This window comes from Bacteroides sp. AM41-16 (assembly GCF_003603495.1).
GTDB lineage: Bacteria > Bacteroidota > Bacteroidia > Bacteroidales > Bacteroidaceae > Bacteroides > Bacteroides uniformis.
This window is the reverse complement of record NZ_QTNE01000001.1, coordinates 84,652-109,872: the sequence shown is the minus strand read 5'-3', so window position 1 is coordinate 109,872 and position 25,221 is coordinate 84,652. Positions and strand designations below refer to the sequence as shown.

Below are 25,221 nucleotides of genomic sequence, written 5' to 3'. Positions count from 1 at the left end.
CTATGCCATTGAATTTAGAAGAAATATTAGCATTACCCGATATCGGGCAGAAGATAAACTACCTGAAGAAAGGTAGGAAGACTGAACTTCCCGACTGTTGTAAACTTTGGGACGATTGGAATCCGGAACGCCATGAAATTATGGTTGACAAAAAGAAGTATCCGGACAGAAAGGTTCTTGAAAAAGAAGCTGAGAAGCACTTCGATGAAAAAACTGGTAAGACTTATGAAATCGAAGCAAGGTATAAAACAGAACCAGTGAACCGTATCTCCATTCCATTGGAACAGGATATAGTGAACATTCAAACTGCTTTCACGGTCGGCACAGAACCGTCTATGGATTGCACTCCAACTGATGATGATGAAAAGAAGCTACTGGATGCGGTAAAGGCTGTATTTAAATCCAACAAAATCAAATATCAGAACAAGAAGGTTGTCCGTTCTTGGTTATCTGAGCAGGAGGTGGCTGAATACTGGTATGTGGTTGATGATGATTCGTTCTGGACTAAGTTTTGGAAGAAGGTGAAAACTGCTTTTGGCGGCAAAGTGAAGCCTACTAAAAAACTGAAAAGCGTACTATGGTCCCCGTTCCGTGGGGACAAGCTCTATCCATTCTTCAACGATGAGGGTGATTTGGTCGCTTTCTCCCGTGAGTACAAGAAGAAACTCATGGACGGTTCGGAAGTCACCTGCTTTATGACTATCACGGACAAGAAGGTCTATCAATGGGATTTATCTAAAGGCTACGAGGAAAGAACCTCTTTCGCCCACGGATTTGGAAAGCTACCGGTTATTTATGCTTACCGTCCCGAACCCTATTGTAGTAAGATTAAGACTTTTCGTGTCCGGCTGGAGAAACTTCTTTCCAATTATGCCGACTGCATCGACTACCATTTTTTCCCGTTGCTGAAGCTGATTGGCGATGTGGAGGGCTTCATGGGGAAAACAAAAGACCGGATGGTGAAACTGACGGGAGAAGGTGCGGATGCGCAGTATCTGACGTGGTCGCAGGTGCCTGATACTATTAAATTTGAAGCGGAAACGCTTACTAACATGGCTTACGACATGTCAAACACTCCACGTATCTCTTTTGAGACATTGAAAGGCATAGGCAAGGCTTCCGGCACTGCTTTCCGCTTCATGTTTATGGGAGCGCACATGGCGGTGGAAAATCACGGCGAGGTTATCGGTGAGTTCCTGCAACGGAGGGTAAATTTCATTGTTTCTGCTTTAGGGGAAATTAATCCGACCGAGTTCAGCAAGGCATCACAGACCATTGACATAGAAACAAAACTGGTTCCCTATATGATTGACGATTTGAACGATAAGGTAACTACTGCCGTTTCCGCTGTCAGTGGTGGCATCTGGTCAACGCGTGAAGGAATCATGTTTGCCGGGAATGCTGATAGGGTAGAAGAGGAGCTTGCAGAAATCAAGGAGGAGCAAGCGGCAAAGAATAACAATGCAGCGTCTCCTAACCCCAAGGGATAATTCATTGCTTCATGTTTTTATAGTACTATTGGGCGGAGCTAATTTAGTTCCGCTTTTTTATTACTAAATTCTATATTATAGAATATATTTTCTGGAAAAATTTTATAATTCAAAATTAATTCATATTTTTGCATTAAATAAAAGAGGTATGAGAATTGTATCACATAGAAAATTGAAGGAATTCTACGAGACGAAAGGTTATGAAGATTCACGCATAGCTTTGGAACGTTGGTATGATATAGCAGAAAAAGCTGAATGGAAGAATCTATCAGACATTAAAGTGGATTTTCTTTCAGTTGATTATGTAGGCAATCAACACTATGTATTCAATATCAGAGGCAACAACTATCGGTTGGTTGTCGTTGTTAAGTTTACAATTGGGTACGTCTTCATTCGCTGGGTTGGTACTCATAAAGATTACGATAAGATAGATTGTTCAACCATTTAAGAGATAGAAGTATGAATAAAGTAACGAAAGAACAGTATGAATTTGCTTTGGCGAGAGTGGAGGAACTTCTGCCATTGGTTGATGACAATACGCCTTCAAATGATAAGAATGCGGTGGAGCTTACAGTTATGTCCGATATTGTGATAGCATACGAAAAAGAACATTATCCGATAGAAAAACCGACCGTTGCGGAATTGATAGAGCTATTCCTTGAAGAGAAAGGGATGAGTCAAAAGCAACTTGCTGGTGAGATTGGAATAAGTCCTTCAAGAGTGAATGACTATATCTCCGGACGTTCGGAACCGACCCTCAAAATTGCGAGGTTGCTATGTCGAGTGCTGAATATACCTCCAGCCGCGATGTTGGGTTTCTGATTAGTTCATAAGAAGAATATTTAGGCGTGATTCCATTCGGTTTCACGCCTTTTTTATACCATTTTACGACAATCGTTTCATTGTCGTGTATCACCTATCTGATTATTTCTCACCTTCTTTATTAATAACGAAATTTACCGTAGAAATTTATAAATCAAATTCATACGGTATGACAATCTTAGAACAAATTTTGGCAGGGCTGCAACAGAAATTCGCTGGGGTGGACACTGCTATCTTAACCCGAATTGCCACTAAGAAGGCAGAGGGTGTAACGGACGAGACAAAGGTAAACTCCATTGTTGAGGGTATCAGCTTCTCGGACGTGCTAAATTCCTATGGTGATTTCCGTGCCGGGGATGCTTCCAAGACCGCAGTTTCCAACTACGAGAAGAAACATAACCTTAAAGACGGTAAGCCAATTGAGAACCCTAATCCGAAGCTGGAAGATAAGACGGACGACATGGCGGCTATTATTGCTAACGCAGTGAGTGCAGCCGTTAAACCTCTTTCTGATAAGCTCGCTCAATTCGAGACAGAGAAGTTACAAGCTACCCGGCAGGAGCAGATTATGGCAAAGGCAAAGGAGTATGGTATTCCCGAAAACTACGCCAAACGATGCGCCATCAAGGACGATGAGGACTTGGACGCATATTTCAAGGACTTGAAGCAGGAGTTCGCAAATGACGGCTTCAAGGGCGTAACCCCTCCCGAATCAGCGGAAAAGAAGATTGAGAAAGAATCTGAATCTATCGCTAAGATGATTGACAAGGGAACGAAAACTATTGTTGAACAAAACAAGAATTAATTATGTCAGCAGGATTTAAGTACGATTTGGTTCCGCCCGTTGAGCAAGAGGAACGCTACGATGTCCAGACCGGTATTCGTAGACGTGGCCCGTTCAAACTCGACACGCAGAACCTGGTAGTGGGAAGTTTTCTTCCCGGATTTACACCGATTTGTGCGGACTTGAAAAATAAGTTCGCATACACGGTAATCAATGTGAGAGTAGTAGAAGCATACGCAACCGGTGACACGGCGTTATCTATCAAGGTAGAAAAGAACTCCCTTGCATACGTTGGCATGTTTCTCGGAAGCGGTACGAAAGGCGCGGAAGTTTCGGCTATCGACAAGACAAATGCAAATTATGATGTCTTGACAATCAAGGCTGCTTTTGGTGAGAATATCGCCAAAGATGCTGTATTATTCAATGCGGTTGCAGTTGATGGTTTAAAACAAAAGCATGTAGCTAATTCGGCTCTGTTTAACCGTACAAAGGTTGAGGACGGAGTCACATTGGTTTCATTGCTTCGTACAGCCGCAGAAATTGAACCCTCAAAATTGGTTATACCGTTCTCCGAGAACGATAAAGCCAACATGAAGGGATGGTTTGAATTTAACGAGTAAGGAGGTAGGATATGTTTTTAACGATTCAAACATTATTCGATGATGCGAACATTGTTTCCGCTATCATCAGACGTGTGAACCAGACACGCAAGGACACAATCTATTGGCAGCAGTATCTTACTTTCCGCAGAGTGACTACTCGTGTGTTCAAGGATTATATCGGTTCTGTAACCGGAGTTATGGCCGGCTCTATCAATTCACGTTTTGGAGAGAAACCCATCCGTGAGCGTCGGAACATCGGTTCCGGATATGGTGAGATTGCCTATTTGGGTGATGCTTATCAGATGTCTATTGACCGTCTTTCCGAATTGCAGGATTTGATTGACAAGTTCAATGCAGCTAAGCCAGCCGACCAAAAGGCTGCAATGGAAGAGATTGTAAACTTCCTGGCAGACGACTACCGTCAGATTACCCTTGCCGCCCACAAGCGTATGGATATTATTGTCGGTGCGCTGTTGATGCTTGGTGAAGCCACCGTTTACAACAAAGACGCTGCAATCACTTCCGGTCAGACCAATAATAAACTGCTGGAGATTACCCTTCCGTTCAATTTTATCAAGCCGAAAAGTGGAGATGTGGTTGTGGACGGAAAGAATATGTTTATCTCTTATTTGAGAGAGAAACTTCATTCCTTGGCACCGGACTATGGCGTTTATGCCAAGATGATAATGACCCGTGCATCTTTCAACAAACTTATTCTTGGTTCATCTGAATTTGGTGAGCAGTACAAGATGATTCTCGGCAGCAACGAAATGAAGTTGAGTACGGGATTGGTTTCCTCTTCTTTGGCTTCCGAAGTGTTCACCGGCATCGGTCTGCCTCGCATCGAAATCAAGGAAGACTACGTGAAAGACCAGACGGGAAAGAATGTGCAGATTTACGCGGATAACCGTATTACTCTGTTGCCTTCTGACCAAATCGGTTATATGCGCCATCATACCCCATATGAAGCGACAGACCCGGTACAAGGACGTACTTATATCCCGTCAGAGGGGCAGATGCTTATCTCTAACTACCGTGACAAAAACGGTCGCTACATGGAATATACGGCCGAGTGGATTCCGCAGATTTCCAACCCGGACTTGATTACCAATTTCGACCTGAGCGAAATTGCATCCATCCAATCAGCATAAGGAGGTAGGATATGAAAGTAAAGGTTATATCAGTTTTCCGCGACAAGTTCACCGGAAAGTATTATACTCCCGGTGAAGTGATTGAAGTCGGTGAGGAAGCCCGTGTGCTGGATATGGAAAGCCGCAGACTTGCTGAACGGATTGAGGCAAAAAATCCCGAAGTGAAAGCCCCTGAAGAAAAGAAGGAGGTGAAAATCTCCCTCTTTGAAAAGGAGTTTGAGAAGAAGACTTTGGTTGACGCTTTGAGGTCTATCGGTGCGCAGGCTTCCGGCAACATGAAAGAGGAAACTCTTTTGGCTAAGGTTGCAGAACTAGATGAAGAATCAACAGCCAAACTGAAAGAAGCATTAGGTATCGAGTAAAAGGATAGGGTAGTGCTTCTACCCTTCCATTGTCTAATTTTATAAATCAGAAAAGGAATGAAGAATTTTATTTTTGCCATGTGTGGCTTTTTAATGATGTCTTTGGTTTCGTTGAGCGTGCAGGCATCAAGTGTGGAATCTCCTAAGCGTGAATACGTGAATCCATCGGTTGATGTTGGTCTGCCGGATATTCAGTTTATCACTTTGGAAACGGCTCCGGCTGATTGTGTTGTACTGACCATGACACCTCCCGTCTTCTTGGTTGCAAATAACCCGGCTATGATGTGTTCGATGAAAGAGGAAGCGGCTATTCAAGGGATACGAATTAATGTTCCCAAATGTCCGTTCAGATACATCTATAAATCTAAACATTGTACGCATTATAGCTATACCGCATATAGTAAACTGATTACACCATATTGAATGATATCAGCCATGAGTAACAAGGAGTTTGTATTAAGCGTATTTGATAAGAACACCCCGTCTAATCTTGTAGTTGAAAATATACTTTCAAGAACGGGATTGGATGGTGAAGAACCTTTTGCCGAGGAAAATCGGGCAAGATTAGAGGTCGCTTGTGCAAAGCAAATTCCGTGGATGATACAAAATCCATCTTCGGTCAGCGAAAGCGGATTTTCTGTGTCTTGGTCTAATTATGTTGATAGCCTAATGAAATTGTACTCATGGCTGTGTAAGCAGTACGGCTTGAAAGACGAACTGAGTAACAAACCTAAAGTGACTTTTTTATGATATTCGCTCCACACATATTGCAGGTAAAAGTTATCACCCCGATGGATAAGGATGAGTTTGGCAGACCTATTCCTGGAACAGGTGGTGAATACTGGCAGGAGGTATGCAAGTGCCGTTGTGATGATAACACTACCAAAGAGTTTTCATCTGATAACGGCTCTGTGTATCGTCCGAATTATCATGTGGTGTGTGAGAAGAGAATTACTGTCAAGGCTGGTGATGAAGTACGTTGCATGGATGGTGATGGCGTAAGAGGTCAAGGCGAAGTCTACACGATAAAGAGTACAAACTACTTTAACTACTCGGAATTATGGATGTAGATTTCGATTTCTCAGATGTCGACTCCTTTTTCGATGAAGGAGAATGGGAGGTCGAAAAGAAGATGATTGATGTAGGCGATGAAGCCGTGAAGTACGCAGAGGAAAATGGCGATTATCAAGACCATACACTCACTTTGAGAACGTCCAATGATTACGATGTCGATAAAGACGGTTTGACGCTGAAAAACGAAGCGGAATACGCTTCATTCGTAGAATCTAAAGGGTATGATGTTTTGAGTAGTGCTGCTTTATATGCGGAGAAACGATTAAAAGAAGAATTTGAAAAATGAAAAGAATATTCAAGTATGAATTGATTGTTGCAGACCATTCAAAACTATGTCTGCCTATCGGGGCGAGGATATTGTCTGTTCAAGTACAACGAGGTACTGTTTGCTTGTGGGCTATCGTAGATGAATATCAGAAAGAATTGTGCTTTGTGGATATTTATATGTACGGAACGGGGCAACACGTATCAGATGCAGATTTGGCTGGAAAAAGATTTGCCGGAACGGTTCAACTTGGAGATTTGGTTTGTCACGTATTTCTCGAATATGACGAAAACGTCCAATATTTGATAGTATGATAGTAACCACCGACATAGGAAACATCCTCTACCGGGATTGCAAGGCTTTCGAGATATGCATAGTGCCAGCAGGAGAAACGCTGACGGGTGAATTGGCCTCTGAAAGAATCGTTATCCACACAAAGAAACAACAGCCGGGAAAGTATTGGAAGAAGTCTTTCGCAGAAGTGAATCTATGTGTACCCAATTTAAGCGAGAATGAAGCGAACACAATCCGGCTTAACGAACTTGAAAGAAAGGCTGGCAAGCTGCTTGATGATGTAGTAAGCACCTATGACAGTACAACCTATCGTTACTCTATTGAATCAATTGGTACGGAAGCGGACACAGCTTTGAAATGTCATTATGTGAATGTGAGAATTTTATTTGAAGTATTAAATGTAAAACTATAAGATTATGATTTCAGCAGTAGGAATTAAAAGAATCTTGTTTGCCGACATTGATAAGGTAACGGCAGACATTACCCCCGAAATTGCAAAAACTTTGATTCAAGCAGCCATCGCTGCCAAAGATGAGGTCTTGAATGTACACGGGGAAACGTGGCAGATTGAGGAGACGGAAGCCTCCGTCACTGGGTACAAGAACCAATTAACGGGAAAGAATTACCGTTACGATGATGTGCCGGGAGAAGTGTCACCAACTTTCTCTATCGGACAATATGACTGGAAGACAAAGAAAGCGTTCATGGGTGGCGATGTTATTCAGGCAACATCTAAAGATGTGGGTTGGAAGCGTGCTTTGGATAAAGTTATTATCAACAAAGCATTGTTCTGTCTGACCGATGATGATGTCTGGTTCATCTTCCCAAAATGCCGTATTGTTTCCCGTGAAGCCAATACGGATAAGGCAATTGCAATCGCTGTAAAAGGCTTGGTGCAGGAACCGGGAATTGAAGGCGTTTCTTCTGAGTATAACTACGAAGAGGGGCAGATTAAAGCTTTGCAGGCATGAACTACAGTAACCATTGTACCTACTCCTTCCGATGCGACCGTAAAGCTGGACGGTGCAACGGTCAAGTCAAAGCAGGTGAATGCTGGGGCTACCGTTCACTATGAAGTGTCGAAAGTGGGGTACGTCACTCAGTCAGGAGATATTAAAACCACTCCTTCTGAAGTTGATACCACTCTTAAAAAAGAGATAACATTGGTAAAAGCACAAGAGTGATAACTGGGGGATGGATATATACCATTCCCCCTTTTAGTTTAAGAATATGAATCAAGCAGCAAAAACGGTTTCTGATGCTTTGTTAGGGCTGGATTTCAAGAATGTGGAGATAGGAGGGATGGTTTATACCATTAAACCTCCTACAATTAAAATTATCTGTCGTGCCATTCATCATTTTTCCGATATCGCCCTGAGAGGAGATAATATCATGGAGGCTATTAAAGAGCTTCCTGAAGCTACTGAAGATATGCTGAAAGGTATTTCATGCTTCATCTGCGGGAATGATAGTTTGGTCAAAGAATTGGAGAACGGCACTTTTGAAGAAGTCAAAGATGCCTTGGAAGTCTGTTTCTCTATGATGGATATATCGGCTTTTCAGTGTGTCAGCTCGATGAGGAACGTGTCGATGCTGGCAGCAAGACCGAAACAGTAGGAAACACAACGTTCTTCGGGCAGATAGCCCATTTGATTGACACGCTGCATCTGAGTTATACAGAAGTGTTTGAGATTATCCCTTATCGGAATCTGCTGATGATGCAACGGGATAAATTACACGCAGTATATGGTGGTCAGAAGGTGAATAGAATCAGTGGTAAGGAATTGGCTAATCGTAGGAAAAAGAAATAGATATGGCGAAATTATATTTTAAGGTAGGTAGTGACTGGGAAGAAGTTGTAAGGCTCCGTAATGAAATTGCGAAGTTAAAACAAGAGTTAATGAGCATGGATGGCACGCAGTCTCCTGCTGCTTTCAAGGCTTTAAATGTTCAACTTGCTGCATCTAATCAAAGATTGGATGAGTTGGTAACTAATGCAGCCAAAGCTGGAGCAGAGATGGAAACGGGATTCAAAAGGAAAATCTTCGATGCTTCCCAATCTGTAAATGGGTTCACAGAGAAGATTATCGCTCAAAAGAGTGCCATAGGTTCTCTTCAAACAACTATTCGTAAAAATAAGGAGTTATATAAGAACATCGTTTCAAGAGGTGGGGAAGATAAAGAACTGCTTAATCACATCAACAAACAAGAAAGAGCGCTCGGTAAAGAACGGGATGCTTTATTCAACCTCACCCAACAGCAAGCCGAAGCGCGTCTTTCCGTAAAGAAACTCCGGGATGAATATACACTTTATAAGAATGATGGGAAACAAGTAGTAGAAACTAACGAAGGTATCGCTATATCTTGGAAGAAAGCGCTGGCAGTTATTGGTGGCGCCGGAGTATTAAAGGCATTAGGTTCTGAAATGATTCGTGTGCGTGGCGAATTTCAATCTATGCAGACCGCTATTGAGACTATGGTTGGAGAAGATATAGCAGGGCGACTGATTCCGCAAATCAAGGAGCTGGCTAAGATTTCTCCACTTACTATGTCAGATATGGTTGGAGCAGAAAAGATGATGCTTGGATTTAACATACAAGCAGAAGATACTATCAAATACTTGAAAGCCATTAGTGATATTTCTATGGGGGAATCCAGTAAGTTCAATTCGCTGACTTTGGCATTTTCACAGATGTCAGCAGCGGGTAAACTTATGGGGCAGGATCTGAATCAAATGATAAACGCTGGATTCAACCCGTTACAGATTATCTCCGAAAAGACCGGAAAATCTATCGCAACTTTGAAAGATGAAATGTCCAAAGGTGCTGTTTCCGCTGAAATGGTTCAACAGGCATTCATTGATGCAACTTCCGCAGGTGGTAAGTTCTATAATATGTCTGAGAATGCTTCAAAGACTATCAATGGTCAGTTGTCTATGATGCAGGATGCTTTGGATTCCGTGTTTAACGAATTGGGAATTAAGTCAGAAAGTGTTATCATGGACGGTATTCAAATGACAACTTCGTTGATTCAGAATTATGAAACAGTAGGGAAGGTCTTGGCTGGATTAGTGGTTACTTATGGTACATACCGGACCGCAGTGATGCTTGTTACTGCTGCCGAAAGTAAACATACTCTTGTGGAGATTGGACTTATCAATGCCCGTTTATTGGCACGAAAAGCGCAGTTAGCTTTAAATGCTGCTATGCTAACTAATCCTTATGTAGCATTGGCTACGGTGGTTGTTGGATTAACAGCTACTATGTGGGCATTCAGAGATTCTACAACCGCTGCTGAAAAAGGAACAAGGAGGTATAATGAAGAACAAGAAAAAGCGACCAAGCTTGATAGCGAACGGAAACAAAAAATAGACGGTCTTATTCAAAGCTCTCGTGATATTGCATTGTCTGACTTGCAGCGAGGTGAAAGTTTGGCGGTATTACGAAGCGAATATCCCAAGATATTTGCCCAATACGATATTGAATCAATTAAACTTGCTGACATACTTCAATTAAAACAACAAATAGCCAAAGAGGATGCAAAGCGCGCAGGCGAGGAAGTTGCAAGAAGTTTTGAAGCTGCTAACAAAGCTGTTTCAGACTATGAAAATGCCCTTTCTGCCAAACAAATCAATGGTGGTAAATTAACACAGCAGGAAATAAACAAGTTAAAAGAACTTCGCTCTTATAGAGACCAATTTCTTGTTGATAAAGGTAAAGGTATCTCTGAACAGTTCATATCCAATCTTAAAGATGTTGATATTAGTGAGTTTGACCGCTACATCTCTGAGTTAGAAAAGAGTATCAAAGGGAAAGGTAAAAATGGTACTGTGAAACTCCGTTTACCTATTGATATTAAGGGTACTTTGTCCGATGAAGCAATCTATAATGTGAAAGACATAAAAACACTTATAGATACTGCAAAATCCACTAAACAGACACGAATTGACGCAGAGAAGAATAAAACAACCTACCTGCAAGACCTTGCCAAAGCAAAAGAAGATTGGGAAGAGGCAAAGAAAGGGTATGAAGTTCTTTTGAAAGACCAACAAGCAACATCGGAACAGGTAAAAAAGGCCCGTGAAGATATGCTATCAAAAGAGAAAGCCTATAAAGATTTAGGTGGTATTACCGGAAGTTCTTTAATCAAGCAGGAAAATCAAGCCAAGAAAGAAGCCGAAAACCGACTTAAACAGCAAGAACAACTTGCCGAACAACTTCTTTCCATTCGTCGGAAAAACCAGCAGGATGAAGTCAACCTCATGGAGGACGGCACGGAAAGGAAGTTGAAGCAGATTGACTTGGACTATCAGAGGGAGCTTGATGCCATCAAGAAGCAGCGCAGGGAATGGGAAAGTTTGCAGGGCGGCAAGCTAACCGACGAGCAAATGTCTACTCTTGGCATGTGGGCTTCCAATGCAGCAAAAGGAAGGGAATCCGGTATCTCCGACGTAAACAGAAAGAAGCTGGAATCGGACAGAAAGGCTTGGCAGGAATACTTCATTGAGTACGGAAATTACCAAGAAAAACGGAAGAACCTTGTACAGAAATACAATGACGAGATAGCCAAACTGCAAACCGACAGCCCGGAGTACGCTTCCAAGGTAGCCCAAAAGAACAAGGCTCTTGAACAGCTTGATGAACAGTTCGGTCACTCCACAAAGGCGATGGCAGACCTCTTTGAAGATGCCAGCAATAAGTCCGTTTCCGCTATTCAGTCCATCATTGATAAGTATGAAACACTTGTCAAGTACATGTCTGGTACAAAGGAAAGTGACGGAACGAATGTTACACTTGATGAATTGAAAGCGCTCGGATTCACTGATAAGGACATTGAAAAGATAGAAAAGGGTGAAATCTCCATAAAGGACGTAACAGATGCAATCAGAGGGCTAAAGGATGAGCTGAAAGGCAAATCACCGTGGCAGGCTTTCGTCTCTGACTTGGAGAAAGGGATAGAAGCCATAAAAAAGGGCGGCAACGATTCCAAGAAAACCGGTCAAGGAATCACCGATATAGGAAATGCTGTGACGTCTTTTGCCCCTGCATTGAATGAGTTCGGCTCAAGTATCGCCGACATATTCGGATTTGACGACAGTAAGATAACAAGCGCCATTGATGCGCTTGGCGGCTTAGGACAAACGGCATCCGGGGTCGGGCAAATCATGTCGGGTGATATTGTCGGAGGCGCAATGAGTGCAGTTTCTGGAATTTCCGCTGTAGTGTCTGCGTTGGATGGGATGTTCGGTGCCGATTATTCCCACTATAACGAGATGGTCGAGGAATATAACAAACTCAATGAGATATGGGATGAGCTGATAGACAAGAAGCTGGAGTACATCAACACATCCTACGGAGCAGAAGCGGACAAGGTAGGCAAAGAGGCTCTTGAACTTGTCAACAAAAGCATTGAGGCGTACAGAATACTTGGGCGTGAACGATTAAACTCCGGTGCGTCTGCCGGTTCTCATTCCATTGGCAAGCGCATGGCAAAGAACACCTCGTCAAGCGACTGGCAGGACATCGCCAGAGCGCTCGACATGTCTGTCAAAGACGCCAAGGATTTTATAGGTACCGGACGCATGACGGGATTGTTTGACCTGACTACTGAACAGTTGGAGAAACTAAAGTCAGAAGCGCCTACTTTTTGGGCTAAATTAGATGGCGATGTGAGAGATTATCTTGATAAGATTATCGAGGGGGAGGAACGTATTGAGGAAATCCATAATCAGATAAACGAGCAGCTTACACAGACTACATTCGATGGTGTGTACAGTAATTTCATAGATACCCTTATGGACATGAAAGCATCGTCCAAAGATGCAGCCGAAGACATTTCGGAATACTTCATGCAAGCTATGCTCTCCGAGCAGATAGGAACACTTTATCAGGACAAGCTAAAGAAGTGGTATGAGAAGTTTGCAAAGGGTATGGAGGATGGTTCTTTGACGGAATCCGAAAGAAATGCATTGAACAGCGAGTATATGGGTTACATTGAAGAAGCGATGAAGCTTCGTGACGAGCTTGCCGCAGCCACCGGATATGACAAGATTTCGCAAGAATCAACATCCCAGTCTTCAACTTCCAGAGGGTTCGGTACTGAAATGACACATGAAGATGCAGGAGAATTAAGCGGTAGGTTTACTGCTCTGCAGATAGCAGGAGAAGAGATAAAGAATCAAAATATCATTCAATCTCAATCGCTTAATTTACTAACAGTAAAAGCTGATGCTCTACTTTCCATAAATACGGAAACAAGGAATATCGCTGATGATACGCGAGATTTGATAGCACAATCTTATCTTGAATTAGTACAGATTTCGGAAAATACAGGAGCTATTGTAAAACCAATCATTCAAATTCAGAAAGATATGGCAGAAGTGAAAAACAATACATCTAAATTATAAACTATGTCAGATTTATTGATAAATACCCAAGACGCCTACACAACATGGGGGGTAAGAATAGGAGAGGGCTTTCTTGATGTACTTGGTGCATCATCACCCATGAAAGAATTTATAGAGAATAAGTCCCGGTTAGAACATGGAAAACGTGTGATAATCAATAATCCTAAAGTCGATGAGAGGGAAATAACACTTTCTTTTACAATTGAAGGAAATTCCCAGTCCGATTATCAATTAAAGAAAAAAGCTTTCTTCGATGAGCTTTATAAAGGCAAGATTGATATTCAAGTTCCGGCTAATAGTAGCGAAGTTTACCATCTTATTTATACTGGCAAGAGTGTCACTTACGCACAGAGTTTAGACCGAACTTTCGGAAAAATTTCAGCCAAGTTCAACGAACCGAATCCGGCAAACAGAAATTAAATTCCAACAATAGAGAGATTGTTGCGTATATGAGTGCTCAAAATTGGGCACTCTTTTTTTTATCTCCGAACTTTGAAGACGTGGAACAAATCGACATCAAAGACATATCCGGTGCTATCCTGCTTACTACCCTTCCCAATGAAGGCTGCAAGCGTAAGTTTACTCTTATGAAGGAGGACTACATCACGTTAAAGTTCTCCTTGGAGAGTCCTATATTCTTCAAACTTGGTTCATACGTGGAGTGCGACTTCGGGCTGTTCGAGGTGTGCGACTTGCAGAAGCCGGTATTCAACACCGATAACGCAGGCTACGACTATGAGTTGCAGCTTGACGCCCACTACTGGAAATGGAAAAACAAAATCTTTAAATATACCCCCGAAGTGGCCGGGCAGGAAGCGTCCTGGAATCTCACCGCTTCACTTGATGTTCAAGCCGGTATAGTCCTTAGAAATTTAAAAGCTCTTGGTTACAAATACAAAGGACAAGATTTTGTTTTCTCCATTGACAGCACTGTAGAGAATAAGGCGCTACTGATGACTTATGACAACATCAACATCCTTGACGCCTGCTTCTCTATGGCAAAGAAATGGGATTGCGAATGCTGGGTGACTGAAAACATCATCCATTTCGGACGTTGTGAGTCTGGCGATGCGGTGGATTTCGAGATTGGGAAAAACGTGCAGGAAATGCCACGATCAGAATCCCGGTCCACCTACGCCACCCGTATCTATGCTTTCGGCTCAACAAAGAATATCCCATCTGACTACCGCCCCGTTGATGAGACTGTAGTGCTGAACGGCGTGGTGCAAAAACGCTTAATGTTGCCCGAAGGAACTCCGTATATAGACGCTTATCCCGATATGACCACCGAGGAAGCCATTGAACAAGTGGTTATCTTCGATGATGTCTATCCCCGAAGGGTCGGCACGATGTCGGACATTACCATCAAGGAATACACTGACAAAATAGAAAATGCCGACGGGACTACCACTGAAAAGAAGTGGAATGCCTACCGCTTCAAGGATACTGGCATTACCTTCTCAAAGGACTATATCCTTCCCGGCAAGGAATTGAAAATCACTTTCCAATCCGGCAAGTTGAATGGTATGGAATTCGCTGTGACATTCGACCCTGAGGGAAAGCCGGAGAAACTGGGGAATGGTGGCTGGAACCCTGAGGCACAGCTTTGGGAGATAGTCAGGAATGAGGACTACGGCAGACCGCTTCCAGATGGAGCGCTTATCCCCGAAAATGGTGATACTTACATCTTATCAGGCTGGAATTCCATGAAGATAACTGAAATGGGGCTGGTAGCAGAAGCACAGTTGGAATTAAAGGACAAAGCCGATAAGTACGTTGCCAAGTCTAAGATAGACCCTTCTACATATAACTGTAAGATGATGTCGGATGTCGCATACAGTGAGGACGGCATTCACAACCTCTACAGCATCGGTCAAAAGGTCAACCTTATCAACAAGGCCTATTTCGAGAACGGAAGGCAGTCAAGGATTATCGGATTTGAATTCAATCTTGACCTGCCTTATGATTCCCCTATATATACTGTCGGGGAAACCGCTGCCTATTCCCGTATTGGGGAGCTGGAGGAGAAGGTTGAGAGCCTTACTCTGAAGGGACAGACCTATACGGGCAGCGGTAGTAGTGGCGTGTATGTGATAAGAAGGAATGACTCTACACCGGCCACGGATAATAACGTGTTTTCGGCTTTGCGTTCCTTGGCTATGTTCCTTCGAAAAGACCAGGCTGACGGCACTCCCTTCCCCATAACCTTCGGAGATTGGGTCAAGTTCGGCGAGTTCATCACTGGTATTTCCGGAGGGTGCATCGACAAGAATGGCATCCTTGAAATGGAAGAGGGCATATTCCGCAAACGTGTGTTTGTTCCGGAGATTGCCTATAACCGTGTGACCTATTTCAAAGGCAGAATGTGCGCCTCTCCCGGAGGCGGATGTACGGTCAAGGAATGGAGCGACAACGGTGACGGCAGCTACACCATAACTCCTGACCTGACCGATGCCGACGGGCTGAGCCAGTTTGTGGATGACATTCTGACCACCTACTTCGTCACCAAGAACGCCGAAGGCAAGCTGCAGGGGTTCGAGGAGATGAAGTTCCGGGTGACTTCTGCCGATTACACTGCCAAGACATTCGTCATGACGCCGAAACCGGGTACCGACTGGAAGCCGGGGGATGCGATGGTACTCGCCCAGACGGGTAACTTTACAGACCCGGAACGGCAGACGTACATCCTGATTGATACGGTTAACGGCAACAACTGCATCACTTTCTTCGACCACGCCAATACCTGGGATGTCGAGCCGGCACAAGAGATGTCGTGGATTGGCAAGAAGAAAGGCAGAACAGTTCACGGCATTCCGGCCGACAACTACTCGGCTGTTTTTCGCCACGTCATCATGTCCGGCAAGATATTCCAGGTGGATGACATCACCGGCGAGGCTTTCCGGGTACCGCTATTTAAAGGTACGTGGAAAAAGGGTGAGAAGTATGCCTATTATGATGAGGTGACGCATAACGGCAGCTCATGGATATGTGTCAATGAGAAAGGCACGTCTACAGAACCGGCAGACGGCAATGCCGACTGGCTGAAATATGCGGCCAAGGGAGAAAGCGGCAAGGGTATCAAGTCTACCGATGTGGAATACGCGATATCGGTGTCTAATGTCATTGCCCCGGTGGACGGTTGGCAGACTACCTCCCCTGAATGGGAAGCCGGCAAGTATATCTGGTCGCGGACGAAGATTGTCTATTCTGATGGCGAAGTCAAGTACACCCAAGCGGCTTGTATCAGTGGTGGGCAGGGGGCCGACGGCAAGGGCATCAAGTCCATTACCGAAGAATACTACCTTTCCTCTTCATCGGCCACCACAACCGGAGGCGAGTGGCAGACAGACTCTCCGGCGTGGAAAAACGGCTGGTATATCTGGACCCGGACAAGGATAGTCTTTACTGACGATACTTCCACCACAACGAACGCCATCTGTGTGACTGGCAGCAAGGGTGCAGACGGTACAAGCATTACCAATTGCGGTGAATGGGAAACCGGTAAGCATATACCTTACATGGGTATTACCAGGATGGCCGGACGTGTGTTCCTCTGTATTGCTCCTGGTGGTACCGACAATCCTCCGATGTGGACTCAGACGACCAATGAGGGGAGACGCATCCTGCAGACGCAGAACGGTGGAAAGAGCTACGGATATACCATTACCGGGGACTTGAACACGGCTGAGTATGAGCTGCTGGTGGAGAACGGCCAGGATGGTAAGGACGGAAAAGGCTATGAGTGGATATTCAAACATACGACAGAGAATGTGACGCCTCCTACGCCAGCCACCTTGCAGGTGGATGACTACGTGCCGTCCGGCTGGCATGATGACCCGATTGGTGTCAGCGAGAGCCTGCCATACGAGTGGGCTTGCTGCCGAACTAAGAAAGACGGTGTATGGAGCGCGTTCAGTCCGGCCGCCATCTGGGCCAAATGGGGCTTTGACGGCGAGTCTGCCATTGTAGCCGATTTCGACAACGAGATGGAAAGCATTGCCTTGACATATGAGGGAAAGACCGTTGCGCAGTCCGTGCTCAATACGACCGTCGGCATGTGGTACGGCACGCAGAAGCTACAGTTGAAATCCATCTCATGCGTGACCCCGGCAGGTGTCACGGAGAGCTACAATGTCAATACGGGGGTGATAGCCTTCACCGTACAGGCCGGTGTCTCAATGCCTGCACGCTCAGAAGTCAGGATAACTGTTACGGCTACTATCCAAGGAACTGATATAAGCCGTGAGTTGGTGTTCACCATTACCGGGGTGCGTGCCGGTAATCCAGGCAGTGATGCGGTACTCTATAGGCTGGTGCCTTCCGTCTCATCGGTAAGCAAGCGGAAGGACGGTACTTACAGCGTGGCAAGCGTGTCATGTACACGCACCAAGTCGGTCGGTGGCAGTACTGCTGTTACGACGGATGGTGTGCTGAAATACAGTAAGGACGGTGGTTCGGAGGTGGAAATACAGAACGGCACGTCCATCTCCCCGAAGAACTTCACGACGCAGCTGCAATTTGTCTATTACGTGGGTGGGCAGGTCGTGGACCGGGAAACTATACCCATGGTTGTGGATGGCAACGACGGTAATCCTGGGAAACCGGGCGGTGACGGCGAATCCGTCAAGGCTGGCGGTGAGTGGCGCACGGCTAATACTCCATACAAAAAGCTCACCATCTGTACGATGGGGAGTCGCTCCTGGCTCTCAAAGGTTGACACTTCGAATCCACCTCTATGGACTCAGACAACTCATGACGGGAGGCGAATCACTCAGACCCAGAACGGCGGCAAGTCCTACGGCTATATTATTACCGAAGAAGTGAACACTGACGAATGGGAACAACTGACATCAGATGGCGGCATGGTCTATCTCATCAGTACATGCAGCAATATACGGGTGAGCAGTGCCGGGTCGCTTGTTCCTTCGGCTTTCCGCGTCTATGCCAAGCGGACGCTTGGTAGCGCCACATTGACTTATCCGGACGGATATCTGGCCGCACGGGGGTACAGCAACGGGATATGGAGCGCCATCGCAGGGCCTTCGAGGGCTTCCGAGATTACGGTCAACGCTTCTGCAGGGTATTCAACGTTTTCAGTCCGCTGTTATCAGAGCCAGGCGGACGCTTCGGCATGGAATGACAGTTTCATTGCGGAGATATCAGTGGGTGTCAGCTATGACGGAGCAAGCGGACGAGACGCCAGCGAGCCGCGTCCGAGAGGTTTTTTCGCCAAAGGCAACACATATGTCTGGAATGAAGACTACCATGACATCGTACTGGCCACATTCAACAATCGAACCATTCCGTTTCGGGTACGGGCTTACGGTACGTCGGTCACTGTCGCACCTACCTCGATAGACGGTGATGCTAATTGGGAGGCGGCACAGCAGTATATGTTTGTGGCTATGGATATGGCTTTAGCGAGAAAGATACGTGCCGATGAAATCTATGTGGATGATTTGGTGGTACAGAATGTGCTGGCAAGGGATAAGAATGGAAATGTCACTTGTAGCATTGATGGTGAGACTGGAGAAGTCAATGTTCAAGGAAAAATTACAGCGACAGCGGCATTCATAAAGATACATGGGTTTAGTTCCAATGAAGGCTACTTTTACCTGAACCCCAATTTTGGTTCGGATTTTGGCAATGGGCGTCCCAGTAGAATAGGCCAAAGTGAATACATGCTTCCCAGCTCTGCCCAATGTGTGGGTATGAAAATATCCTTGATCATATATAATAATTCTTCAGGGAGCACATATGGCTATGTGTCAGTTGTGACATCGGACGGATTTAATGATATGGAGTTGGTTGACGGTCAATACCATTATTGCAATAAGGCTCATATCACAGAGCCTGGTGTTTATGAATTCATATCATTGGGAGGAGTTTGGATTTCAACCAATAAAAATGGCATTTCGTATTCGTATGCTGATTTGGGTGACCATGATTACGAAAACCCGGTTAATTAACAAACTAATATAAATGGAAAGATGTATGAAAGTTTTTTATGAAAGCAAGTTAGCGAAATGGCTGCTGTGGCAGGGTTACAGCACCATCACATTGGGATGCTTCGTCTTCACCAAGAAAAGCAAGGAGGAGATGAAGCAGAGTACACTTAACCATGAGGCGATTCATGTGCGCCAATGGGAAGAATGTATGATTGCTTCGGCTGTGCTGCTGACGGTAATCATGCTGTTTACCGGATTCAACTTATGGGTATATCTACTTTGCCCGTTGTGGTTCTACCTTCAGTATGGGTTGGAGTATGCGATTTCATACGTTTATCACTTATGCCGTAACCGGTGTTGGATAAATGTAGGTGATAAGGCTTACGGCAATTCCGCGTTTGAGATGGAAGCGGAAGCTAACGAAGAGGTAGACGGTTATCTGGATGTGAGAACTCCTTTTGAGTTCTTCAGATATTACGGAAAAATTTGATTTATAATTTACAAAACGAGTTAATTATTAAAATGTTAAATCGGGTAATATTTCCATCCGGAAATTATGCCCCTAAAATGTAAGAATATGGCAGAGCAAGATATAAGAGAAGACCAGATGACTATAACCAATACAGTGGATTATCTGAGAGGACTAAAGGGCATGGATAGTGTACTTATCGCTCCCGGTAATTTGTTGAGTGCACTGTTTCAATATAGAGGTATAGTTCAAGATGCAAATAATTCTCTTGATGCTGGCTACTATACAGTTAATAGTAGCGCAATTCCTAATATTCCTTACGCAGGATATGGTATTTTGGTGGTATTTAAAGCTTATAACTATATTATTCAGTTATATTTATATGGTGATGGTATAAAACAAAGGAAATCTCCAGATATAGGTGTTAGTTGGGGAGATTGGAAGTCTATAACATTTACTTAATCAGAACGCTTTATTTACCCTTTCACTTCTTTGCCTTATCTCTTGCCCGTTAAATGTGCATAGTATGGCAGATGATATTAAGGAAAATGCAATGAGTGGCGGTACTCCGAAACGGTTGCGTGGGTTGGATGCAAATGGTAATAGTATTAGTCCGACATTGACAGAGGTGGCAAAAGCATTACCAAAACGAGATGAGTTCAATATCGAGATTGAAGCTGGAGAGATTTATTCCTTAAATGTAGGTTCATACAATACCCTATTTGTTTACTATACGTCAAGTGCAGGCGTTGGATGTATGGTTTTATTAGGATGGATTTCTACTTATATTATAGGGGATGATAGGTTCTCGAACATTGATAACGCTAATAAAATCTGTATTTATAATACCGGACTTGGTAAATATGCCATCAAAAACGGACTGTCCTCCTCAATCATATTGAAAATTAATGTTGTATAAATTCTTTCTTTAAATAGTTATTTCTTGCCATATCTTCTTCTGCCGTATCCTTTGCCCCTTAAATGTAAGGAAGATATGGCAGAGAAGCAGGATATAGCAATGAACCAGTTTCCGGTAGTCACAAGTATGAAGTATGTGTATGGGGAAAAAACAGATAGTGGGCAAGCTAAGATGGAGCTTCCCTCATTAAGTGCATTACTGTCTATTAAGGGAATTGGAATCACATCTTTAAACGATTTGAATGAAGCATACAAGGTTTTAAATGAAGGTTTAAGTGTTGTTTATATAGGAAAGACAGAAAATTCACCGATAGAATATGGTGTTTGTATTCATGTGCAGCGTTCATCTAAAGGAGATACCAGTGGTAGCCAATTTATCTTTCAGATGGTAAGCGGAAGGCTCACGTATATCAGAGAAGGCTATAGCAATGGGGATGCCATCCTTTATACTAATTGGAGGCAAATATAAATTACCTATAATAAAGCAATTTATTCATTCTACTTTTTCTGCCTTATCTTCTGCCCCTTAAATATAAGAATATGGCAGAGAAGCAGGATATAGCAATGAACCAGTTCCAGATAGTAAGTGATGCACCGTATGTATATGTAGAACTGGCAGATGGTAGCCAGGGGAAAATAAAGAAGAGTGATTTGGCAAATGTGATGAATACATTAATAGGAGGCTTATTTCCAAAGTTATTTTCCACTCCTTCAGCTGGAAATGTAAAAGGCTTTATAATTAGAACTGCAATAAGTGTGGCGCAATATCGTGCCATAAGGTTGCAATGCTCTATAGGTTTTAACCAAAACAATATGAGTAATGAGAATTTCTCTGTTAATATAAAGTATTGGGAGAACAAATTCGCAGACAGTCGTCTATCCAAAGAAAATTACAGTTCAACAATATGTAACTATATCGTATGCTACGTTGATAATGACAATACTTTCAGTTTTTATTTAAACAGTAAATACCCAAACCATTCTGGTGGCTATCTTATGTTGTATGTTATATCCAATGTTAATGGGAACAAGAACCAAATTCTCTCTATGGAAGCGGTAACATCGGAATATGTTATGGGTTCTCATGCCCAGGAAAATAAAATTACCATTTCATAAGTCTTTCCAATCTTCTGCCTATAATAGAAATCCGTCCTATCCTCACGGACAAGACGGAGAAAGAGAGTTAATTAATATGAGTTTATAACAGTCTGACTCTTCAGACTTTATAACCCTAAAAAAGACTACTATGCCTAAAAAGGACATGCGGTAAAATTAATAATAATCAATCAGAATGCCAAACAAAACCCGCTCAAACCATCTCGGCTTGAACGGGCTTAATTTGCGCACATTGGACATCCATTATAAAAGGTATGAAGTGTAATTTAACAAGCAAACAAACATTCTGTCCAATGCGCAAAAGAAAGAGATAGGGTGGCAACCCGAATTCAGCTTTATGGCGTTGCCAATGCCTTCTAAATCATGCACTATCTTCACAAATAAGGCATGATTATCGGGTTGTCAATGCACCAAAGGTATAATTTTTATTTTAAAGGAACAAATCCCATGCAAGACATGCTGAGAAATGGAAAGTCAATGGTCTGTTTGAATTCTCTTGTAACCCGTTCCGACCATCTCGGTCAGAACGGGCATAACCTAAAACATTATTTGTCATGTACATTATATCTTTGAGATGAAAGTAAAATGAGCCAATAATGTACAGACAAATCAGCAGCTTTGTCATGCATTCTATTCTCGCGAACAAAATACACTTCTGTGCCTATTTATTACAATAGTGCGCAAAAGTATTGCTTTCGCACAAAATACACAAATGAAAATCCACATGGCTTGCAGAACCACTATCATAAGGTACCAATCCTTTTTAAAACTATGTATGTTTCAGTGCTTCTGTTGTTTTTGATAAAAAAGCTACCATTTGTCGTTTTTCGACCGAAAGCAACACCTTTAGTCCCATCTGTATAATCACAGTAAAAATTTGAACCTGCATCTGACACAAAACCTTTTGAATAGGAACCAAAAGCAAATATAGCAGTTGCTGCATTGTTGGGGGATGCAAGCAAATACATACCGTACCCCAAGTCGCCAAGGTCTTTTTCCTCTTTTGCCGCCAATGTAAAGCTATAGGTATATATTCCCATTGCGTTCATTACCTCTTCCAATGTTGGTGATATACTGTTGCCGTTTGCCGCCAGTCCACGTAATCTTGTAGGTGTTCCACCACTCATCGCATTCTCTCTAATATCTTGCTTATCTGCCATATTCTTACATTTAAGGGGCGATTGAATTCTGTTTTGGTAAGGCTAATGATTAAAGTTATCTTCACCACAAAAATGATTTACGCATACATTCGTGTTTCAACAGATAAGCAAACGGTTGAGAATCAGAAATTCGAGATAGAGAAATTTTGTAAGATAAGAGAACTGCAAATAGACAAATGGGTGTCGGAAACCATATCCGGTACCAAGTCTGCAAAAGAACGGAAGCTTGGCGCTTTGCTGAAAAAACTTAAAAAGGGTGATACCCTTATTTGCTCTGAAATTAGTCGTCTTGGGCGTCGTCTGATGGAAGTGATGAGCATTCTAAACACTCTCATGCAAAAAAAAATCACTGTTCTGACTGTAAAGGAGAAGTATGAGTTGGGTAACAATATACAGTCTCAGATTCTTGCCTTCGCTTTTGGTCTGTCAGCTCAGATTGAACGTGATTTGATTTCGCAACGGACCAAAGAAGGACTTGCCAGGCGTGTTGCCGAAGGACAGAAATTAGGGCGGCATAAGGGTGGGCATAACTCGCATTACAAGCTGACGGGTAAGGAAAAACTCATTCAAACTATGCTTGACTATGGCTATAGTAAAGCTGCTATTTGCCGTAAGCTTAAATGCAATCCTAAAACATTGGATGAACATTTAAAAAGGATGCAATAAGTAATCGGATTTCAAATATAAATTCCTATATTTGCTTGTAGAAATGTATATAAATACCAAGAGCTTAGTGGCGACTTATGTTGTCATCGAGCTCTTTTTTTATGTCCTTTTTCAAGGTTGTGGAAGCAATTACTTTTGCTGTCACGGAATGTCAGTGGAAAATTGTAATTCAACAACTTGTTTGATTTTGCCTGATGTACATTTGTGCGGTGTCGGACAAAAAATGGTTATTAGTAGATTATTAAATGAATTGGTGAAATGGATATGAATGATTGGGTTATGCTGGTGACCGCCCTCGGTGGCATCGAGGGCATCAAGCAGCTTATTAAGTGGTGGATGTCGCGCAAGACCAATGCGCGTATTGAGGACGCACATGCTGATGTCGAGGAGTTCAAGGCATTACGGGAGTACAACGAGTTCCTGCAGAAGCAGCTTTCGGAGAAGGAACAGCGGTTTGTGGAGCAGACTGACCGGCTCCGTAAGGCACAGGATGAGCTGTTTACACTGAAGGAAACTAATTCTGACTTGAAACTGGAACTAGCACTGAAACGGTGTGAGAGAAAGAAGTGCGGTGATAGAGAACCGCAAAATGGGTATTAATTGAATAAGGAGGAAAATAAGAATGGCGAATGTGTATAAATTAGCGCCGTTTATCCTAAAGTGGGAAGGCGGTTTTGTAAATGACCCTGACGATTTGGGAGGGGCTACGAATATGGGTGTGACTATCGGCACGTGGAAATCATGCGGCTATGACAAGGACGGTGACGGTGATATAGACGTGGATGACCTGCGTTTGCTTACCCGTGAGGATGTCGTTAACCGGGTGCTCAAGCCGCATTATTGGGACAGATGGAAAGCTGACGATATTAAATCGCAATCAGTTGCTAATATCCTTGTCGATTGGGTGTGGGCATCCGGTGCACACGGAATAAAGATACCTCAACGCTTGCTTGGTGTTTCTGTAGATGGCATTGTTGGACCTAAGACACTTGCTGCGGTGAATGCCAGGAACCCGCGTGAGTTGTTCGACATGATTAAGATTGCACGGTTCGACTTCATTGAGGATATATGCAGGAAACGTCCGGCTAACAATAAATTCAAGAGAGGCTGGATGAACCGTATAAATGACATTGCCTATGTTGGCTAAGGTTATGAACTGGGTAAGCCGGCATATATTGCTGGCTCCTTTCATGTGTCTGTTCCTATTGTTATCATGTGGCAGCTCTCATAAAACTGTCAAGTCCGATGCAGAAGTAATCAGAAAGGACAGCACGAGTGAATCGGTCGATATCGTACATGGGGCAAGTACCTCTTTGAGCGAACTCATTACCGCTAATGGTAACTATGTGATTGATTTCCGTATCTATGATACAAGAAAACCGCCCGACAGCCTGACCGGGAAATCTCCGTTATTGGCTGACGGTCATGTAGAAGGTGATTTCAATAAGAAGGAGGATAGACAGACGGTAGTAGCCGATACTACGAGTGTCAAGGCTGATAAAAGAACCATTTCCAATACCCGTGAGGAAAAACGGTCAGAAACTATAAAAGAAAAAAAAGAATCCACCTTGCTTAAACAAATTGGTTTTGCTTGTGTTTGTGTAACCGTTTTGATTGTCGTTATGCTGATAGTAAAACATTGGCGCAACAGACAATCTTCATCATAAGACTTTAAATTTATAAATTGGACTGCT

29 protein-coding genes are annotated in these 25,221 nt (G+C 43.4%); 28 read left to right on the top strand and 1 reads right to left on the bottom strand.

All coding sequences use genetic code 11. The annotated features are described in order from the left end of the window. Positions 1-2 precede the first annotated feature (2 nt). From DW896_RS00545 to DW896_RS00425, 24 genes are all read left to right on the top strand, one after another. Positions 3-1,490 carry a phage portal protein gene (locus DW896_RS00545; RefSeq protein ID WP_009038469.1) on the top strand — a complete coding sequence of 496 codons (1,488 nt, stop codon included), beginning with the start codon at positions 3-5 and terminating at the stop codon, positions 1,488-1,490. Positions 1,491-1,638: 148 nt separating this feature from the next. Continuing rightward, positions 1,639-1,938 carry a type II toxin-antitoxin system HigB family toxin gene (locus DW896_RS00540; RefSeq protein WP_009038468.1) on the top strand — a complete coding sequence of 100 codons (300 nt, stop codon included), beginning with the start codon at positions 1,639-1,641 and terminating at the stop codon, positions 1,936-1,938. 11 nt (positions 1,939-1,949) lie between these two features. Next, on the top strand, positions 1,950-2,312 hold the full coding sequence (locus DW896_RS00535) for a type II toxin-antitoxin system HigA family antitoxin (RefSeq protein WP_009038467.1): 363 nt from the start codon (positions 1,950-1,952) through the stop codon (positions 2,310-2,312). Between the two features lie 169 nt (positions 2,313-2,481). After that, a complete protein-coding gene (locus DW896_RS00530) occupies positions 2,482-3,117 on the top strand; it encodes a hypothetical protein (protein WP_119992669.1) in 636 nt (211 codons plus the stop codon). A gap of 2 nt (positions 3,118-3,119) precedes the next feature. Continuing rightward, the gene (locus tag DW896_RS00525) at positions 3,120-3,716 is read left to right on the top strand and encodes a head fiber protein (RefSeq protein ID WP_009038465.1); all 597 of its coding nucleotides are present in this window, start codon (positions 3,120-3,122) and stop codon (positions 3,714-3,716) included. Between the two features lie 11 nt (positions 3,717-3,727). Beyond that, the gene (locus DW896_RS00520) at positions 3,728-4,849 is read left to right on the top strand and encodes a hypothetical protein (protein WP_009038464.1); all 1,122 of its coding nucleotides are present in this window, start codon (positions 3,728-3,730) and stop codon (positions 4,847-4,849) included. 11 nt (positions 4,850-4,860) lie between these two features. Then, entirely contained in the window at positions 4,861-5,211 is a 351-nt protein-coding gene (locus DW896_RS00515; RefSeq protein WP_009038463.1) for a hypothetical protein, read from the top strand. A 57-nt stretch (positions 5,212-5,268) separates the two neighbouring features. Further along, the gene (locus DW896_RS00510) at positions 5,269-5,634 is read left to right on the top strand and encodes a hypothetical protein (protein WP_009038462.1); all 366 of its coding nucleotides are present in this window, start codon (positions 5,269-5,271) and stop codon (positions 5,632-5,634) included. A 12-nt stretch (positions 5,635-5,646) separates the two neighbouring features. Beyond that, on the top strand, positions 5,647-5,961 hold the full coding sequence (locus DW896_RS00505) for a DUF6706 family protein (RefSeq protein WP_022400898.1): 315 nt from the start codon (positions 5,647-5,649) through the stop codon (positions 5,959-5,961). Then, entirely contained in the window at positions 5,958-6,281 is a 324-nt protein-coding gene (locus DW896_RS00500) for a hypothetical protein (protein WP_009038461.1), read from the top strand. Before DW896_RS00505 ends, DW896_RS00500 begins: the two co-directional genes overlap by 4 nt. Continuing rightward, the gene (locus tag DW896_RS00495) at positions 6,272-6,571 is read left to right on the top strand and encodes a hypothetical protein (RefSeq protein ID WP_009038460.1); all 300 of its coding nucleotides are present in this window, start codon (positions 6,272-6,274) and stop codon (positions 6,569-6,571) included. Before DW896_RS00500 ends, DW896_RS00495 begins: the two co-directional genes overlap by 10 nt. Then, positions 6,568-6,864: a hypothetical protein gene (locus tag DW896_RS00490; RefSeq protein WP_009038459.1), complete on the top strand. Its 297-nt coding sequence runs from the start codon at positions 6,568-6,570 to the stop codon at positions 6,862-6,864. The genes DW896_RS00495 and DW896_RS00490 overlap by 4 nt, the downstream gene beginning before the upstream one ends. Further along, the gene (locus tag DW896_RS00485) at positions 6,861-7,256 is read left to right on the top strand and encodes a hypothetical protein (RefSeq protein WP_009038458.1); all 396 of its coding nucleotides are present in this window, start codon (positions 6,861-6,863) and stop codon (positions 7,254-7,256) included. Before DW896_RS00490 ends, DW896_RS00485 begins: the two co-directional genes overlap by 4 nt. Before the next feature lie 4 nt (positions 7,257-7,260). Beyond that, entirely contained in the window at positions 7,261-7,815 is a 555-nt protein-coding gene (locus DW896_RS00480; protein WP_009038457.1) for a hypothetical protein, read from the top strand. Positions 7,816-8,074: 259 nt separating this feature from the next. Beyond that, complete coding sequence (locus DW896_RS00470; RefSeq protein WP_119992667.1) at positions 8,075-8,461, top strand: hypothetical protein; 387 nt, start codon at positions 8,075-8,077, stop codon at positions 8,459-8,461. Then, the gene (locus DW896_RS00465) at positions 8,407-8,655 is read left to right on the top strand and encodes a hypothetical protein (protein WP_226790325.1); all 249 of its coding nucleotides are present in this window, start codon (positions 8,407-8,409) and stop codon (positions 8,653-8,655) included. The genes DW896_RS00470 and DW896_RS00465 overlap by 55 nt, the downstream gene beginning before the upstream one ends. 2 nt (positions 8,656-8,657) lie before the next feature. Beyond that, positions 8,658-13,250 carry a tape measure protein gene (locus DW896_RS00460; RefSeq protein ID WP_119961651.1) on the top strand — a complete coding sequence of 1,531 codons (4,593 nt, stop codon included), beginning with the start codon at positions 8,658-8,660 and terminating at the stop codon, positions 13,248-13,250. A gap of 3 nt (positions 13,251-13,253) precedes the next feature. Further along, a complete protein-coding gene (locus DW896_RS00455; protein WP_117945649.1) occupies positions 13,254-13,670 on the top strand; it encodes a hypothetical protein in 417 nt (138 codons plus the stop codon). A gap of 29 nt (positions 13,671-13,699) precedes the next feature. Continuing rightward, positions 13,700-19,219: a hypothetical protein gene (locus tag DW896_RS00450; protein WP_243634814.1), complete on the top strand. Its 5,520-nt coding sequence runs from the start codon at positions 13,700-13,702 to the stop codon at positions 19,217-19,219. Between the two features lie 25 nt (positions 19,220-19,244). Next, positions 19,245-19,688 carry a hypothetical protein gene (locus tag DW896_RS00445; RefSeq protein WP_044469051.1) on the top strand — a complete coding sequence of 148 codons (444 nt, stop codon included), beginning with the start codon at positions 19,245-19,247 and terminating at the stop codon, positions 19,686-19,688. 87 nt (positions 19,689-19,775) lie between these two features. Then, a complete protein-coding gene (locus DW896_RS00440) occupies positions 19,776-20,129 on the top strand; it encodes a pyocin knob domain-containing protein (RefSeq protein ID WP_119992664.1) in 354 nt (117 codons plus the stop codon). A gap of 64 nt (positions 20,130-20,193) precedes the next feature. Beyond that, the gene (locus tag DW896_RS00435) at positions 20,194-20,586 is read left to right on the top strand and encodes a hypothetical protein (protein ID WP_119992661.1); all 393 of its coding nucleotides are present in this window, start codon (positions 20,194-20,196) and stop codon (positions 20,584-20,586) included. A 75-nt stretch (positions 20,587-20,661) separates the two neighbouring features. Continuing rightward, positions 20,662-21,054, top strand: a complete 393-nt coding sequence (locus DW896_RS00430; protein WP_119962336.1) for a hypothetical protein — start codon at positions 20,662-20,664, stop codon at positions 21,052-21,054. Between the two features lie 71 nt (positions 21,055-21,125). Beyond that, entirely contained in the window at positions 21,126-21,701 is a 576-nt protein-coding gene (locus DW896_RS00425) for a hypothetical protein (protein ID WP_119992656.1), read from the top strand. A 743-nt stretch (positions 21,702-22,444) separates the two neighbouring features. Here DW896_RS00425 and DW896_RS00420 read toward each other — a convergent pair. Continuing rightward, positions 22,445-22,861: a hypothetical protein gene (locus tag DW896_RS00420; RefSeq protein WP_119992654.1), complete on the bottom strand. Its 417-nt coding sequence runs from the start codon at positions 22,859-22,861 to the stop codon at positions 22,445-22,447. 72 nt (positions 22,862-22,933) lie between these two features. Here DW896_RS00420 and DW896_RS00415 point away from each other — a divergent pair, with 72 nt between their 5' ends. From DW896_RS00415 to DW896_RS21575, 4 genes are all read left to right on the top strand, one after another. Next, on the top strand, positions 22,934-23,527 hold the full coding sequence (locus DW896_RS00415; RefSeq protein WP_119992840.1) for a master DNA invertase Mpi family serine-type recombinase: 594 nt from the start codon (positions 22,934-22,936) through the stop codon (positions 23,525-23,527). Positions 23,528-23,785: 258 nt separating this feature from the next. Next, the gene (locus tag DW896_RS00410) at positions 23,786-24,127 is read left to right on the top strand and encodes a hypothetical protein (protein WP_117652696.1); all 342 of its coding nucleotides are present in this window, start codon (positions 23,786-23,788) and stop codon (positions 24,125-24,127) included. Positions 24,128-24,149: 22 nt separating this feature from the next. Next, positions 24,150-24,674 carry a glycoside hydrolase family 108 protein gene (locus tag DW896_RS00405; protein ID WP_119992652.1) on the top strand — a complete coding sequence of 175 codons (525 nt, stop codon included), beginning with the start codon at positions 24,150-24,152 and terminating at the stop codon, positions 24,672-24,674. After that, positions 24,664-25,194 (top strand): hypothetical protein, encoded by a 531-nt coding sequence (locus tag DW896_RS21575; RefSeq protein ID WP_171030430.1) that lies wholly within the window; start codon positions 24,664-24,666, stop codon positions 25,192-25,194. The genes DW896_RS00405 and DW896_RS21575 overlap by 11 nt, the downstream gene beginning before the upstream one ends. The last annotated feature ends 27 nt before the right edge of the window (positions 25,195-25,221 follow it).

Excerpts from the sequence above, each read along its gene's own strand:
- DW896_RS00480 (WP_009038457.1), top strand. The coding sequence starts at position 7,261 with ATGATTTCAGCAGTAGGAATTAAAAGAATCTTGTTTGCCGACATTGAT.
- DW896_RS00440 (WP_119992664.1), top strand. The coding sequence starts at position 19,776 with ATGGCAGAGCAAGATATAAGAGAAGACCAGATGACTATAACCAATACA.
- DW896_RS00510 (WP_009038462.1), top strand. The coding sequence starts at position 5,269 with ATGAAGAATTTTATTTTTGCCATGTGTGGCTTTTTAATGATGTCTTTG.
- DW896_RS00435 (WP_119992661.1), top strand. The coding sequence starts at position 20,194 with ATGGCAGATGATATTAAGGAAAATGCAATGAGTGGCGGTACTCCGAAA.
- DW896_RS00415 (WP_119992840.1), top strand. The coding sequence starts at position 22,934 with ATGATTTACGCATACATTCGTGTTTCAACAGATAAGCAAACGGTTGAG.
- DW896_RS21575 (WP_171030430.1), top strand. The coding sequence starts at position 24,664 with ATGTTGGCTAAGGTTATGAACTGGGTAAGCCGGCATATATTGCTGGCT.
- DW896_RS00485 (WP_009038458.1), top strand. The coding sequence starts at position 6,861 with ATGATAGTAACCACCGACATAGGAAACATCCTCTACCGGGATTGCAAG.
- DW896_RS00460 (WP_119961651.1), top strand. The coding sequence starts at position 8,658 with ATGGCGAAATTATATTTTAAGGTAGGTAGTGACTGGGAAGAAGTTGTA.
- DW896_RS00545 (WP_009038469.1), top strand. The coding sequence starts at position 3 with ATGCCATTGAATTTAGAAGAAATATTAGCATTACCCGATATCGGGCAG.
- DW896_RS00540 (WP_009038468.1), top strand. The coding sequence starts at position 1,639 with ATGAGAATTGTATCACATAGAAAATTGAAGGAATTCTACGAGACGAAA.
- DW896_RS00450 (WP_243634814.1), top strand. The coding sequence starts at position 13,700 with ATGAGTGCTCAAAATTGGGCACTCTTTTTTTTATCTCCGAACTTTGAA.
- DW896_RS00410 (WP_117652696.1), top strand. The coding sequence starts at position 23,786 with ATGGATATGAATGATTGGGTTATGCTGGTGACCGCCCTCGGTGGCATC.
- DW896_RS00420 (WP_119992654.1), bottom strand. The coding sequence starts at position 22,861 with ATGGCAGATAAGCAAGATATTAGAGAGAATGCGATGAGTGGTGGAACA.
- DW896_RS00525 (WP_009038465.1), top strand. The coding sequence starts at position 3,120 with ATGTCAGCAGGATTTAAGTACGATTTGGTTCCGCCCGTTGAGCAAGAG.
- DW896_RS00445 (WP_044469051.1), top strand. The coding sequence starts at position 19,245 with ATGAAAGTTTTTTATGAAAGCAAGTTAGCGAAATGGCTGCTGTGGCAG.
- DW896_RS00425 (WP_119992656.1), top strand. The coding sequence starts at position 21,126 with ATGGCAGAGAAGCAGGATATAGCAATGAACCAGTTCCAGATAGTAAGT.
- DW896_RS00455 (WP_117945649.1), top strand. The coding sequence starts at position 13,254 with ATGTCAGATTTATTGATAAATACCCAAGACGCCTACACAACATGGGGG.
- DW896_RS00470 (WP_119992667.1), top strand. The coding sequence starts at position 8,075 with ATGAATCAAGCAGCAAAAACGGTTTCTGATGCTTTGTTAGGGCTGGAT.
- DW896_RS00495 (WP_009038460.1), top strand. The coding sequence starts at position 6,272 with ATGGATGTAGATTTCGATTTCTCAGATGTCGACTCCTTTTTCGATGAA.
- DW896_RS00430 (WP_119962336.1), top strand. The coding sequence starts at position 20,662 with ATGGCAGAGAAGCAGGATATAGCAATGAACCAGTTTCCGGTAGTCACA.
- DW896_RS00505 (WP_022400898.1), top strand. The coding sequence starts at position 5,647 with ATGAGTAACAAGGAGTTTGTATTAAGCGTATTTGATAAGAACACCCCG.
- DW896_RS00535 (WP_009038467.1), top strand. The coding sequence starts at position 1,950 with ATGAATAAAGTAACGAAAGAACAGTATGAATTTGCTTTGGCGAGAGTG.
- DW896_RS00530 (WP_119992669.1), top strand. The coding sequence starts at position 2,482 with ATGACAATCTTAGAACAAATTTTGGCAGGGCTGCAACAGAAATTCGCT.
- DW896_RS00520 (WP_009038464.1), top strand. The coding sequence starts at position 3,728 with ATGTTTTTAACGATTCAAACATTATTCGATGATGCGAACATTGTTTCC.
- DW896_RS00515 (WP_009038463.1), top strand. The coding sequence starts at position 4,861 with ATGAAAGTAAAGGTTATATCAGTTTTCCGCGACAAGTTCACCGGAAAG.
- DW896_RS00500 (WP_009038461.1), top strand. The coding sequence starts at position 5,958 with ATGATATTCGCTCCACACATATTGCAGGTAAAAGTTATCACCCCGATG.
- DW896_RS00405 (WP_119992652.1), top strand. The coding sequence starts at position 24,150 with ATGGCGAATGTGTATAAATTAGCGCCGTTTATCCTAAAGTGGGAAGGC.
- DW896_RS00490 (WP_009038459.1), top strand. The coding sequence starts at position 6,568 with ATGAAAAGAATATTCAAGTATGAATTGATTGTTGCAGACCATTCAAAA.